Annotated in this window: 15 protein-coding genes; 4 read left to right on the forward strand and 11 right to left on the reverse strand. The window is 68.4% G+C overall.

What is annotated here, in order from left to right; all coding sequences use genetic code 11:
- The first annotated feature begins 46 nt into the window (after window positions 1–46).
- From thiL to AC07PR_RS25110, 3 genes are read left to right on the forward strand one after another with little or no spacing between them, the layout of a single operon-like run.
- Window positions 47–1,021, forward strand: a complete 975-nt coding sequence (thiL, locus tag AC07PR_RS25100) for a thiamine-phosphate kinase (RefSeq protein WP_495137009.1) — start codon at window positions 47–49, stop codon at window positions 1,019–1,021.
- Complete coding sequence (locus AC07PR_RS25105) at window positions 1,018–1,539, forward strand: phosphatidylglycerophosphatase A family protein (RefSeq protein ID WP_377159406.1); 522 nt, start codon at window positions 1,018–1,020, stop codon at window positions 1,537–1,539. Before thiL ends, AC07PR_RS25105 begins: the two co-directional genes overlap by 4 nt.
- A gap of 10 nt (window positions 1,540–1,549) precedes the next feature.
- Entirely contained in the window at window positions 1,550–2,050 is a 501-nt protein-coding gene (locus AC07PR_RS25110; RefSeq protein ID WP_067281115.1) for a CinA family protein, read from the forward strand.
- 16 nt (window positions 2,051–2,066) lie between these two features.
- Here the strand turns inward: AC07PR_RS25110 and AC07PR_RS25115 are convergent, their stop codons facing one another.
- The 11 genes from AC07PR_RS25115 to AC07PR_RS25165 form a co-directional block, all read right to left on the reverse strand.
- Window positions 2,067–2,366, reverse strand: a complete 300-nt coding sequence (locus AC07PR_RS25115) for a type II toxin-antitoxin system RelE/ParE family toxin (RefSeq protein ID WP_495136920.1) — start codon at window positions 2,364–2,366, stop codon at window positions 2,067–2,069.
- Window positions 2,363–2,668, reverse strand: coding sequence for a ribbon-helix-helix domain-containing protein (locus AC07PR_RS25120; protein ID WP_495136921.1), 306 nt, complete (start codon window positions 2,666–2,668; stop codon window positions 2,363–2,365). The genes AC07PR_RS25115 and AC07PR_RS25120 overlap by 4 nt, the downstream gene beginning before the upstream one ends.
- Before the next feature lie 93 nt (window positions 2,669–2,761).
- The gene (locus AC07PR_RS25125; protein WP_483108086.1) at window positions 2,762–5,176 is read right to left on the reverse strand and encodes a putative bifunctional diguanylate cyclase/phosphodiesterase; all 2,415 of its coding nucleotides are present in this window, start codon (window positions 5,174–5,176) and stop codon (window positions 2,762–2,764) included.
- Window positions 5,177–5,183: 7 nt separating this feature from the next.
- On the reverse strand, window positions 5,184–5,798 hold the full coding sequence (locus AC07PR_RS25130) for a methylamine utilization protein (protein ID WP_495136922.1): 615 nt from the start codon (window positions 5,796–5,798) through the stop codon (window positions 5,184–5,186).
- Window positions 5,799–5,824: 26 nt separating this feature from the next.
- Window positions 5,825–6,892 (reverse strand): DNA polymerase III subunit delta, encoded by a 1,068-nt coding sequence (gene holA / locus AC07PR_RS25135; RefSeq protein ID WP_495136923.1) that lies wholly within the window; start codon window positions 6,890–6,892, stop codon window positions 5,825–5,827.
- A 19-nt stretch (window positions 6,893–6,911) separates the two neighbouring features.
- A complete protein-coding gene (locus AC07PR_RS25140) occupies window positions 6,912–7,412 on the reverse strand; it encodes an LPS-assembly lipoprotein LptE (protein WP_377159415.1) in 501 nt (166 codons plus the stop codon).
- A gap of 2 nt (window positions 7,413–7,414) precedes the next feature.
- Entirely contained in the window at window positions 7,415–10,048 is a 2,634-nt protein-coding gene (leuS, locus tag AC07PR_RS25145; RefSeq protein ID WP_483108083.1) for a leucine--tRNA ligase, read from the reverse strand.
- An 89-nt stretch (window positions 10,049–10,137) separates the two neighbouring features.
- Window positions 10,138–10,608 (reverse strand): ExbD/TolR family protein, encoded by a 471-nt coding sequence (locus tag AC07PR_RS25150; RefSeq protein WP_495136924.1) that lies wholly within the window; start codon window positions 10,606–10,608, stop codon window positions 10,138–10,140.
- A 25-nt stretch (window positions 10,609–10,633) separates the two neighbouring features.
- Window positions 10,634–11,278 (reverse strand): MotA/TolQ/ExbB proton channel family protein, encoded by a 645-nt coding sequence (locus AC07PR_RS25155; RefSeq protein ID WP_483108081.1) that lies wholly within the window; start codon window positions 11,276–11,278, stop codon window positions 10,634–10,636.
- Window positions 11,279–11,318: 40 nt separating this feature from the next.
- Entirely contained in the window at window positions 11,319–12,125 is an 807-nt protein-coding gene (dapB, locus tag AC07PR_RS25160) for a 4-hydroxy-tetrahydrodipicolinate reductase (RefSeq protein ID WP_377159421.1), read from the reverse strand.
- Window positions 12,122–12,715: an outer membrane protein assembly factor BamE gene (locus AC07PR_RS25165; RefSeq protein ID WP_495136925.1), complete on the reverse strand. Its 594-nt coding sequence runs from the start codon at window positions 12,713–12,715 to the stop codon at window positions 12,122–12,124. Before AC07PR_RS25165 ends, dapB begins: the two co-directional genes overlap by 4 nt.
- Window positions 12,716–12,798: 83 nt before the next feature.
- On the opposite strand from AC07PR_RS25165, the gene fur reads away from it, so the two are divergent.
- Window positions 12,799–13,230 (forward strand): ferric iron uptake transcriptional regulator, encoded by a 432-nt coding sequence (gene fur, locus AC07PR_RS25170; RefSeq protein ID WP_377159425.1) that lies wholly within the window; start codon window positions 12,799–12,801, stop codon window positions 13,228–13,230.
- The last annotated feature ends 55 nt before the right edge of the window (window positions 13,231–13,285 follow it).

Raw genomic sequence — 13,285 nt, forward strand, 5'->3', positions numbered from 1 at the left:
TTCTTCTGACGCATCGGGTGCGGGCGGGCGCCGGGACGGCCGGCCGCTGGGCGAGTTCGACCTGATCGACCGCTTCTTCGGCCGCGCGGGGCGCGCCGGCCGGACCGAGGGGGGCGCGGTGACGTTGGGCATCGGCGACGACTGCGCGGTGCTGACGCCGTCGGCGGGCCATCACTGGCTGGTGACGGCGGACATGCTGGTCGAGGGCCGGCACTTCCTGTCGACGGTGTCGCCGCGGCGGCTCGGCCACAAGGCGCTGGCGGTGAACCTCAGCGACCTCGCCGCCTGCGGTGCGACGCCGAAGGCCTTCTTCCTGTCGCTGGCGCTGCCGCGCGTCGACGAGACCTTCCTGGCGGGCTTCGCGCAGGGGCTGTTCGAGCTCGCGGACGCGCATCACATCGTGCTCGCCGGCGGCGACACGACGGCGGGGCCGCTCAACATCAACATCACCGCGATGGGCGAAGTGCCGGCTGGCCAGGCGCTGCTGCGCTCAAGCGCGCAGGTGGGCGACGACGTCTGGGTCAGCGGCACGCTCGGCGATGCGCGGCTGGCGCTGGAGGTGTTTCGCGGCACGCTGTCGCTGAGCGCGGCGCAGTTCGATGAAGCCCGCCTGCGGATGGAAATGCCCGAGCCGCGTGTCGCGCTCGGCCGCGCGCTGCGCGGGATCGCGACGAGCGCCGTGGACGTCTCGGACGGACTGGCCGGCGACATCGGCCATGTGCTGAAGCGCTCCAACGTCGGCGCGACGCTGCGGCTCGCGGACCTGCCGCGCTCGGCGGTGCTGGGCGCGATGCCGGAGGACATCCAGCAGCTGTGCCTGCTGAGCGGCGGCGATGATTACGAACTTGTCTTCACCGCGCCTGCGGATGGGCGCGAGCGCGTGCTCGATGCGGGGCGCGCGTCCGGCACGCCGGTGTACCGCATCGGTCGCATCGACGAAGAACCCGGCCTGCGCGTCGTCGATGGCGCGGGCCGGCCGCTGCAGGGCTTGCTGCAGAGTTTCGACCACTTCAAATCATGAGCGCGGTGCGTCCGACTTTCGGCTTCATGGCGAGGCACCCCGCGCACTGGATCGCAATGGGTTTCGGCAGCGGCCTGGCGCCGAAGGCGCCGGGCACCGTGGGCACGCTGTGGGGCTGGGCCGCGTTCGCGATCCTGAACCTGTGGCTGACGCCGCTGCTGTGGGGCGTGGTGATTGCCGCGAGCATCCCGATCGGCTGGTGGGCTTCGACGGTCACCGCGCGGAACCTGCGAACCTGCGATCCGGGCTCGGTCGTATGGGACGAGATCGTCGCGATCTGGCTCGTGCTGTGGCTGATCATGCCGGCGGGCTTCTGGTGGCAGCTGGCGGCGTTCGGTGTGTTCCGCTTCTTCGACGCGGCGAAGCCGGGGCCGGTGCGCTGGGCCGACGCGCTGTTCAAGATCGAACCCGGACAGCCGGTGACGGTGTGGCAAGGCTTCGGCATCCTGTTCGACGATCTCGTGGCGGCCGGATGTACGCTTGTGGTGTTGGCCGGCGCGAGGGCGTTGCTGCAATGAGGAGATCCCCATGCTGTTTCCCGACGAATCCGAACTGATCGAACGCATCGCCCTGGCGCTGATCCAGCGCAAGGAGCGCATGGGCACCGCGGAGTCCTGCACCGGCGGGCTGATCGCGGCGGCATGCACGAGTCTGGCGGGATCGAGCCAGTGGTTCGAGCGCGGCGTGGTGAGCTACACCAACCAGGCGAAGACGGAACTGCTCGGCGTGCCGGCGGCGCTGATCACCCTGCACGGCGCGGTGAGCGGAGAAGTGGCCGAGCAGATGGCGCGCGGGCTGGTGGCGCACGCGCCGATCGACTGGGCGATCGCGGTGACCGGCGTGGCCGGACCGGGCGGCGGCACCGAGAACAAGCCGGTCGGGACGGTGTGGCTGGCGCTGATGCACGGCCGCCAGCGCGTGCGCGTGTGGAAGGAGCACTTCACCGGCGACCGGCATGCGGTGCGCGCGCAGACCGTGCGCGCGGGGCTTGAGGCGCTGTGTGATGCCCTTGAGGACAGAGATTCCTGACAGGCGTCGATCAGGCTCATGCACGGAAGATCCCGAGGACGTCTCGGGACAGATGCAGGATTCTTTGCACGTGGACGAGCTTCGCAATTGCGTCAACGGTATAGAAGATGCCGTAACTGCGATAGGTCCGACGTCGGAGGTCAGGATGCTCGGGAATCCTCGCATAGGGAAATGCTTCGGCCATGGCCTGCAAGCCATGCACTTTCAGGCGAAGTTCAGCGACGAACGAAACAGCTCGTCGAGGATCGTCGCGGGCGATGTAGTCGCCGATGGACTCCAGATCATCTTCCGCCTCCGGCAGGAGGCGGACGATCATTTTCGAGCGGCCTCGGACATGGCCTTGTACTTCGCACTCAGGCGGTCGAAGACCTCATCGGCAGGCTTGCCGCCGCCTGCAGCGGCGATCGCCTTGCCCCGCGTGATGGAGTCCGAAAACTCCTTTAGCTTGGCCTCACGCCACCCCCGCAGCGCCACGCTGTCGCGCAGCACCTGCGTGCGCGACGAGTACTTTCCGCTCTCGATCAGATCCAGCACGATGGCCTCCAGTTCGGGTCCCAAATCTGCGTGAATCATCTCGTTGAGTGAGGAAAGAAATCGCTTCAGAGGGGGAGATCGCATCCCCAATCGGCGGGAGCAAAGTGGAGGAATTGACTCGCAAGAGTGAGTGGGTCACCGATGGCCGACGGTCATCCAAGGCAAGACCTGTCCCCCTCACAACCCCGCCAGAATGGTGTTCGCTCTCGCGTCTCCCAGGTCCGGCGGCTGCCAGCCGCGGAGCCAATCGGCGAACTTCTCCGCCGGCATCGGCCGCGACAGGTAGTAGCCCTGCCCCTGGTCGCAGCCCAGCGTCTGCAGCAGCGTCCATTGCTTGGCCGTCTCCAGGCCTTCGGCCACCACCGTCAGCCCCAGGTTGTGCGCCAGCTCGATCGTCGAGCGCACGATCTTCGCGTCGTCGATGTCGCGCTCCATGTTCATCACGAAGCTGCGGTCGATCTTCAGCTCGTCCACCGACAGCTGCTTCAGATACGCCAGCGACGAGTACCCCGTCCCGAAGTCGTCGATCGACAGCTTGAACCCGAGCGCGTGCAATTGTTCGAGGGTCTGCAGCGCGCGCTGCGGATCGTCCATGATCGCGGACTCGGTGATCTCCAGGCACAGCGCCGGCGGCGGCACGCCCGCCACCAGGTCCGCCACCTTGATCGGCAGGTCCTGGTCCATCAGGTCGCGTGTCGACAGGTTCACGCTGATCGGCAACGCGAGGCCATCCCGTTGCAAGGCCATCCACGCCTGCGCCGAGGCATGCAGCACCCACGCGGTGATCTGGCGGATGAAGCCCGTCTGCTCGGCGAACGGGATGAATTCCATCGGCGGCACCAGGCCGCGCGTCGGATGCTGCCACCGCACCAGCGCCTCCGCGCCCGAGATCTTCTGGCCGTGCAGATCCACCTTCGGCTGCAGGAACAAGCGCAGTTCACCGGCGTCGATCGCATGCCGCAACTCGCTCAGCAGCGACAGCGATTCCTGGCTGGCCGCATCCATGCTCGGTGCATAGACCTCGCAGCCGCTCTGGCCGCGCTTGGCCGCGTGCATCGCCAGCTCCGCGCGCGCCAGCAGCAGCATCGGGTCGCGCCCGTGCTGCGGGTACAGCGCCACGCCCATCCCCGCCGACAGATCCACCGTCTGATCGTCGATGCTCAGGGCCCGTTCGAAGTCGCGCTGGATGCGCTTGCAGATCGCCTCGGCCCGGGTCGCGCCGGCGCCCTCGATCAGCAGCAGGAACTCGTCGCCGCCCACCCGCGCGATCAGGCTCACCTCATCTTTCAACAGGTGCTGCAGCCGATCCGCCACCGCGCGCAGCAGCCGGTCGCCGAAGGGACGCCCCAGCACGTCGTTGACATGCTTGAAGCGATCCAGGTTCAGCATCAGCAGCGAGAAGCGCACGTCGCTGTCCGCCATCCGTCTCGCGAGGGCCTGCTGGAACTGCTCCCGATTGGGCAGGTCGGTCAGCGGGTCCCAGAAGGCGAGGCGGTTCACCTCTTCCTCGCGCGCCCGGATGCCCTGGCGCATCGCTTCGAAAGCTTCGGCCAGATCGCCGATCTCGTCGCGCGAGGGGCGCTCCACGGGTTGCGCGTAGTCCCCCTGGCCGAGCCGGTGCGCCGCGCTCGCCAGTGCCTTCACCGGGCCGCTGATGCGTCGTGCGGTCAGCACCGCGCCGATCGCGAACAGCACCACCCCGGCCAGGCTGACGCCCAGCAGCATCCATTGCAGACGGCGGTAGGGCGCCACCGCCTCGTCGACCGAGCGCAGCAGCAGCACCGCGACGGTCTTCTCCATGTCGCCGCCGTGTGCCAGAGGCTGCAGGCGTGCCTGGAACTGTTCGCCGTCGAGTTCCAGATGGAAGGTGTGCGTGGCGCGCTCCGCCGTCGCGATCGCCGGCATCGCCTGCACCGCGCGCGCCGTCGCCGCGGGATCCAGCACGCTCGACAGCACCTGCCACTGCCCCGGCGCGGCCTGCGTGAGCAGCACGCCCTGGATGTGAACGATCCGCTTGAGCTCCTCCAGCTGCTCGTTCTTCATCTCGAAGCCGGTGAAGATCCAGCCACCCAGCCCCGCCGCCCGCATGCGCGCGACGACCACCTGATAGGCCTTGCCGTCGAGCAGCAGCAGCTGGCTTTGGGTGCGCCCCTGCTGCTGCCGCGTCACCCCGCGCAGCAGCGGCGCGATCCGGCGTGCGATCGGGTCGGTGGCCGTCACCAGCTCGAAGGCGTCGCTGGCATAACCGATGAAGGCGGCGTCGCCGCGCTCGCTCAGGTTGGTGAACACGTCCTGCAGCGTGGCGCGCAGTTCCTCGCCCTGCAGGCCCTGCGCGACCGCCTCGCGCAGGCCGTGGTCGGACTGCAGCAGGTCGGCCACCAGGCCGCGCTGCTCGTTGTCCTCGTCGATCAACTGGATCAGGATGCGCTCGCTGGCCTCGAGCTCCTCGGCCACCGAGGCCCGCGCGTTGCGACCGATGCCTTCGTTGATGAGCGTGAGGTTCAGCACCTGGACCACCAGCAGCAAGGCCAGGAACAACGCGACGATGCGCCCTTCCAGCCGCCGCAGGTTGAGGAAGTCCGGCCAGCGCATCTCGACGTCAGTCCTTCAGCTCGACCTTCAGCACGCCCGCCGCCCCCGCGCCCACCGTCAAGGGTTGCGCGGTCGGCGCGGCGTTGCCCAGGCGCGTCGCCCACAGGCGCAGGCGGTGATCGCCCGCCGGCAGGTTCAGCCTGACCTCGCCCCTGGCATCCGTGATGCCGAACACCGGCGTGTCGACGACCACGATGTGCGCGCTCATCCGGTCATGGATGTTGCAGCCCAGCTGCGCCACGCCGGCCTTGTCGAAGACCACCGGCTCCGACGGCGTGCCCGAGTACAGCTTGAGCTCGAACTTCTTCGTCGGCGAGAACGAATAGACGTGGTGCCGGACGGTGTCGAAGTTGGGGAAGTTCACCGCCGTGCCGGTCTGCACCACCAGCAGCTGGGGCTGGAACTGGCGGTCCCGCTGGGACATCTCGGCCGTCACACCGGTCGCGGGCCTGGCCGGCTGGCCCTTCAGTTCGACGGCGACGGCCGCGTTCGGCACCGGTGCGCCACCGGCGTCACGGACCTGGATCGCCCAGTCCGCCGCGTGGGCGGCCGTGGCGCTCATCAGTGCGCCCGCCAGTGCCGCGGCTGCAATCGACGAGAGGGCGGAACGGGAGGGGCTCATCAGCAACGCGAGAGGGAAGACAAGCGTCAACCATAGCGGGTTTTCTGTGCCGGTGGGCGCAGGGCTTGCTCCAGCATCAGGGCCAATCGCCCCAGCGCTTCCCACGGATCGGTGGGCCATTCCGGGTGGCGCAGCCCCTTGACGATGCCGTCGCAGATCTGCGCCGCCGCGACCAGCCGCGTCAGCGCCGCGCCGTGCAACTGCGGCACGATGCGTTCGAAGAGGCGCTCCTTCGGCCCCCAGATGCGGGACTCCCGCAAGGCCATCGGCAGCGGCTTGCCCGCGGCCACCGCGTCGTGGACGCGCTTCAGGCCGCGGATGTCCTCGGCCATGGTCCAGTGCACCAGCACCGCGGCCTCGCCCTCGGCCTTCAGGCCGTCGAGCATGCGCAACACCCGACCCACCTTGCCGCTCAGCAAGGCTTCGCTGAGCTTGAAGACATCGAAACGGGCCACGTCGAGGACCGCCGCCTCGATCTGCTGCAGGCTGAGCTCGCCCGCCGGGTGCAGCAGCGCGAGTTTCTGAAGCTCCTGATGCGCGGCGAGCAGGTTGCCCTCGACGCGATCGGCGAAGAATTCCAGCGCGCGCTGGCCGTCCGGGCCGGCCGCCACCGGCTGCCCCTGCTGCTGCAGCCGCCGGGCGATCCAGGCGGGCAGCTCGCGCCGCTCGACCGGGTCGACTTTCACCGACACGCCGGCGCTGTCCAGCGCCGTGAACCAGGCGCTGCTCATCTGGGTCTTGTCCAGGCGCGGCAGCGTCACCAGCGTCAGCACGTCCGGCGGCAAGCCGTCGACATACCGCTGCAACGCGTCCGAGCCGTCCTTGCCCGGCTTGCCGCCGGGGATGCGGATCTCGATGAGCTGCTTGTCGGCGAACAGGCTCATCGCCTGCGACGCCGCGATCACCGAGGCCCAGTCGAAGTGCGCGCCGCTGACGATGAAGACCTGACGCTCGCTGTAGCCCTGCTTGCGCGCCTCGGCGCGCAGGATGTCGGCGGCCTCCTGCGCGAGCAGGGGCTCGTCGCCGTGCACGACGTACACCGGCTTGAGCCCCTTCGCCAGGTGGCCGGCGAGCGCTTCGCCCTTGATCTGCATGCGCGCGGTCCGTCCGGGTTCAGTTGGGCAGGTGCACCGCTGCCAGGCGACGCAGCAGCAGGCCCACGGCCTCCACCTGCATCGCCTTCTGCAGCGACGCCTCTTCCTGCTCCTTGGCCAGCGCCGCGCTTTCGCTGTAGTTCATGTCGCGCGTGAGCCGCAGCTCGGTGCGCGGCAGCAGGATGTCCCCGCCCGCCGTGCGCAGCGAGTAGTCCAGCGACAGCCGCAGCTGCCATTCCGTGATCTGCCCGGCCGCGGTCGTCGCCACCGAGGTCTTGTCGCGGATCTCGCGCTCGGCGTCGATGATCACGTCCGCGCGGTTCGGGTCCTCGACCAGGCGCACCGTGCTGCGCTGCACCTGCCGACGCAGTTCCTGCGCCAGCGGCGAATGCGGGATGAAGCCGGTCAGCGCCAGCGTCTTGAAGTGATAGACCGGTTCCTTGCGCAGCTCGAAGCCGCAGCCCGAGAGCAGGGCTGCGGCGGCCAAGGAACCGAACGACAGCAGATCGCGGCGCTTCATGCTCAGACCACCACGTTGACGAGACGGCCGGGCACGATGACGACCTTCTTGGGCGCCTTGCCTTCCGCGAATTTCTCGAAGTCCGGGCTGGCCAGCGCGATCGCCTCGATTGCGGCCTTGTCGGCCGAGGCCGCCACCTTGATCGCGCCGCGCAGCTTGCCGTTGACCTGCAGCATCAGCTCGATCTGGTCCTGCACCAGGGCCGACTCGTCGACCTGCGGCCAGGCGGCGTCCAGCAGCTCACCCAGCTCGGCAGCGAAGCCGAGCTCGGTCCACAGCGCGTGCGCGATGTGCGGGCAGGCCGGGTAGATCACGCGCAGCAGCACCGAGAAGCCTTCGCGCACCGCGGCCGACTGGCCCTCGGCCTTGAAGCCTTCCAGCGCGTTCAGCAGCTTCATCGCGCCCGAGACCACGGTGTTGTACTGCATGCGCTCGTAGTCGTACGAGACCTGCTTCAGCACCAGGTGGACTTCGCGGCGCAGCGCCTTGCCGTCGTCGCTCAGCGCGGCGAAGTCGACGCCGCCGGTCTTGATCGCGTCGGCGTGCTTCGTGCCGAAGCCCCACACGCGTTTCAGGAAGCGGTGCGCGCCCTCGACGCCGGCATCATTCCACTCGAGCGTCTGCTCCGGCGGCGACGCGAACATCACGAACAGGCGGGCCGTGTCGGCGCCGTACTCGTCGATCAGGGCCTGCGGGTCGACGCCGTTGTTCTTCGACTTCGACATCGTCGTCATCTCGTACTCGAGCGGCTTGCCGTCGGCCTTCAGCGTGCCGCCGGTCGGCACGCCGTGCTCGTTGCGGGTGACGTCGACCTCGTGTTCCCAGTAGTAGTGCTTGCCGGCGTCTTCCGGCTTGCGGAAGAACGCGCCCTTCAACACCATGCCCTGCGTCAGCAGGTTGGTGAAGGGTTCGCTGAACTTGATCAGCTTCAGGTCACGCATGACCTTGGTCCAGAAGCGCGCGTACAGCAGGTGCAGGATCGCGTGCTCGATGCCGCCGATGTACTGGTCCATCGGCATCCAGTAGTCGGTGCCGTCGGCGACCATCTTCTCCGGGTTGGTCGCGTCGCAATAGCGCATGAAGTACCACGAGCTGTCCACGAAGGTGTCCATCGTGTCCGTCTCGCGCTTGGCCGCGGCGCCGCACTTGGGGCAGCTGCAGTCCAGGAAGTCGGCGCGCTTGTTCAGCGGGTTGCCGCTGCCGTCGGGGATGCAGTCCTCGGGCAGCACGACGGGCAGGTCCTTTTCGGGGACGGGTACCGCGCCGCAGCTGTCGCAATGGATGATCGGGATCGGCGTGCCCCAGTAGCGCTGGCGGCTCACGCCCCAGTCGCGCAGGCGCCAGGTCGTCTTCTTCTCGCCCAGGCCCTTGCTGCCGACCAGCTCGGCCACCTTGTCCACCGCCTGCTTGTGCGTCAGGCCGTCCAGCGCGCCGGAGTTGATGCACACGCCGCGCTGCTTGTCGCCGTACCACTCGGCCCAGGCGTCGGTCGAGTAGGCCTCGTCGCCCACCGCCACGACCTGCTTGATCGCGATGCCGTACTTCTTCGCGAAGGCGAAGTCGCGCTCGTCATGCGCCGGCACGCCCATCACGGCGCCGTCGCCGTAGCTCATCAGCACGTAGTTGCCGACCCAGACCTCGACTTGCTCCCCGGTCAGCGGGTGCGTCACGAAGAGGCCGGTCGCCAGGCCCTTCTTGTCCTGCGTGGCGAGTTCGGCCTCGGTCGTGCCGCCCTGCTGGCATTCCTCGATGAAGGCGGCCAGCGCGGGATTCGTCTTCGCCGCGTGCGCGGCCAGCGGATGCTCCGGCGCGACGGCGCAGAAGGTCACGCCCATGATCGTGTCGGCGCGCGTCGTGAAGACGTAGAGCAGGCCGCCCTGGATGGGCTGGCCATCGTCGCCGGCGATCGCATGCGGGAAGGCGAAGCGCACGCCCTCGCTCTTGCCGATCCAGTTCTCCTGCATCAGGCGCACGCGCTCGGGCCAGCCCGACAGGTAGTTCTTGTCCGACGGATCGGCGACCGCGGCCAGCAGTTCCTCGGCGTAGTCGGTGATCTTCAGGTAGTAGCCGGGGATCTCGCGCTTCTCGATCGTCGCGCCCGAGCGCCAGCCCTTGCCGTCGATGACCTGCTCGTTGGCCAGCACGGTCTGGTCGATCGGGTCCCAGTTCACGACCTGCGTGCGGCGCTCGGCAATGCCGGCTTCCAGCATCTTCAGGAACAGCCACTGGTTCCAGCGGTAGTAGTCGGGCTTGCAAGTGGCGATCTCGCGCGACCAGTCGATCGCCAGGCCCATGGCCTGCATCTGCGACTTCATGTACGCGATGTTGTCGTAGGTCCACGCGGCCGGCGGCACCTTGTTCTTCATCGCCGCGTTCTCCGCGGGCAGGCCGAAGGCGTCCCAGCCCATCGGCATCAGAACGTTGTAGCCCTTCATGCGCAGCTGACGCGTCAACATGTCGTTGATCGTGTAGTTGCGGACGTGGCCCATGTGCAGCTTGCCGCTGGGGTAGGGCAGCATGGAGCAGGCGTAGAACTTCGGCTTGGACGCGTCCTCGACGACGCGGTAGGCGTCGCGGGCGTTCCAGTGATCGCGGGCGGCCTGTTCGACCTCGGAGGGGGCGTATTTCTCGTTCATGGTGGCTCGGGCAACGTAGCCGTCGATTGTAGGAGGCCGCGCACGGTCGCCCCATCCACCGTGGGAGGGCCACCGCACGGGGGGAACGATCAGCGCTTCGGGGGAGTCGCGGCGGCGCCTTTTGCAGGCTCGACGCCGTCGGCCGGTTCGCCGTTCTCGGCGACGAACGCGATCCGGTTCAGGCCCGCCTTCTGTGCCCAGCCGATCAGTTGCGCGACCTTGCCGTAGGGCACGGACTGGTCGGCGCTCAGGCGCAGCTCGGCATCGGGCTGGCGCTGGGCCAGTTGCGCCAGGCGCTCGCGCATGGCCTTGGCATCGAGCTTGTCCTCGCCGAGCACGTACTCGCCTTCCGGCGTGATCGCCAGCGCGATGAAGCTCGCACCCGGCGCGGGCGAGGCCGCGTCGCTCTTGGGCAGGTCCAGCTTGAGCGCGCTGCCCATCAGCGGCGCGGCGATGATGAAGATCACCAGCAGCACCAGCATGACGTCGATCAGCGGCGTCATGTTGATCTCGCCCATCGGCTTGGGCGCTTCGCGGCGTTCGAGGCGGCCGAACTTCATCGCGCGGTCCGGACGGGAAGGGCGCTCACGCGCCGCCGACCAGCTCGCGCAGGTCGTGCGCGAAACCTTCGAGCTCGGCCTCGCAGGCGGCGACCCACTTGCCGAAGAGGTTGTAGGCCAGCACCGCCGGGATCGCCACGGCCAGACCGGCGGCGGTCATGATCAGCGCTTCACCGACCGGGCTGGCAACCTTGTCGAGGCTGAAGTTGCCCGTGGACGAGATGCTCATCAGCGCGTGGTAGATGCCCCAGACGGTGCCGAACAGGCCGACGAAGGGCGCGGTGGCGCCGATGGTCGCCAGCACGATCTGGCCCCGGCTCAGGCCGTTCAGCACGGCGTGCAGCGCATCGCGCAGGCGGCGCGTCAGCTGCGAGGTCTTCTGCGCGGAGGCCGCCAGCGTGCCCGGCGCACTGTCCTGCATCGCGGCGTCGATCAGCGGCAGCATCAGCGCGCCGCGATCGAGCGTCTTGAGCTGGTCACGGCCCTGGCCGACGTCAGGCGCTGCCCAGAACACCGGCAGGCCGCGGCCGAGGTCGGTCCGCGCCCGGGCCAGCGTCCAGCTGCGCCAGAAGATCAGGACCCAGCTGCACACCGACATCGTCAGCAGCAGCAGGGAAACGAAACGGGCGACACCGTCGCCCGCTTGCCAGAGATGGATCAGTTCGGTCATCGCGTCGCGGGTCGGGCGCCGATCGTGGCAGCGTGCGGGGTCAGGCGATGCCGAGCACGTCGTTCATGTCGAACAGCCCGGTCTTGCGTTCGCCCAGGAAGCGCGCGGCGCGCAGGCTGCCCTGCGCGAACGTGGCGCGGCTCGACGCCTTGTGGCTGATCTCGATGCGCTCGCCGATGCCCAGGTACATCACGGTGTGGTCGCCGATCACGTCGCCACCGCGCACGGTCGCGAAGCCGATCGTCGACGGATCGCGCTCGCCGGTGACGCCTTCGCGGCCATAGACCGCGCAGGTCTTCAGGTCGCGGCCGAGCGCCTCGGCCACGACCTCGCCCATCTTCAGCGCGGTGCCGCTGGGCGCGTCGACCTTGTGGCGGTGGTGCGCCTCGACGATCTCGATGTCGTAACCCTGCGCGAGCGCCTTCGACGCCTGCTGCAGCAGCTTGAGCACCACGTTCACGCCCACGCTCATGTTGGGCGCCATCATGACGGCGGCGCGCTGCGCGAACTCGCCGATCTTCGCCTTCTCGTCCGGGCTGAAGCCGGTGGTGCCGATGACGGTCCGCACGCCCAGCTCGGCGCACAGCGCGAGGTGAGCCATCGTGCCTTCAGGACGGGTGAAGTCGATCAGCACATCGGCCTTGGCCAGGCCGGCCCTGACGTCGCTGGAGATCGCGACGCCCGTGGTCTGACCCAGGAAGGCGCCGGCGTCCTGGCCCAGCGCGGGGCTGCCGTCGCGATCGAGCGCGGCGGCCAGTTCGAGGTCGTCCGCCGCCAGCACCGCTTCGACCAGCATCCGGCCCATGCGGCCGGACGCGCCGGTGATCGCGATCCGCAGACGGCTCATCGGCGGGGCTCCAGCGGCGGGTACTCGCGCGTCGGGCCGATCGGCTCCGGCGTCGCGGTCGCTGCGGTGCGCACCGGCGGGGGCAGCGCCTTGCGCTCCTCTTCCGTCAGTTCGAGCTTGGGCTCCTTGCCGGAGACCTTCAGCGTGTTGATCGACGCGATGAATTCCTTCTCGGTCGGCAGGTCGTCCGGCGCGTCGATCTTCGACAGCTGATCGCCGTTGAAGGTCAGCAGGATGTGGCGGTTCTGCGGTGCGGCACCCTGGCGCCGGATCGTGAAGACGTAGTCCCAGCGGGATTCATGGAAGACGTCGGCCAGCAGCGGCGAGCCCAGGACGTCGCGCACCTGGGCGCGGGTCATGCCGGGCTTGACCGCGGCAATCTGCTCCTTCGTGACGACGTTGCCCTGGACGATCTCGACGCGATACGGCGTGACCAGGCCGAGCACCTTCTCGCCGCTCACGGAGAGCGCGTCGAACTTGGGCATCTGCGAGCAGCCGCCCAGCGTCAGGAGACCAACAACCAGGCCGGCCACGGCGGTGCCGGAGGCGTTCCGGCGTGCAATGCGGGGGATACGGAAATTCAATGACATGGCACGTCTCGGCCGAGGCGCTAGGGCTATGATCGACGGATTCTAGCGGCACGCACCCACGCTATTCCGCAGGCGCAAACCCCATGAACCGGTCAGACGAAATCAAGAACAGCGGGCTCAAGGCCACCTTGCCCCGCATCAAGATCCTCGAGATCTTCCAGACGACCCAACAGCGGCACATGACCGCCGAGGACGTTTACAAAGCTTTGCTCGATGAACGCGCGGACATCGGTCTTGCGACGGTCTATCGCGTGCTCACCCAGTTCGAGCAGGCGGGCTTGCTGTCACGCAATCACTTCGAGTCCGGCAAGGCGGTGTTCGAGCTCAACGAGGGCCATCACCACGACCACCTCGTGTGCCTGACCTGCGGCTTCGTCGAGGAGTTCTACGATCCGCAGATCGAGGAACGCCAGCACGCCATCGCGATGGATCGCGGCTTCCAGTTGCAGGAGCACTCCCTCGCGCTGTACGCGAACTGCGTGAAGAAGGACTGTCCGAACAAGACGGCCCGTTGAGCGGTCCGACGTCGGCGATCAAGACGCCGACAACGACAACGACAACGACAACGAC

The organism is Roseateles sp. GW821-FHT09H11 (genome assembly GCF_059415845.1).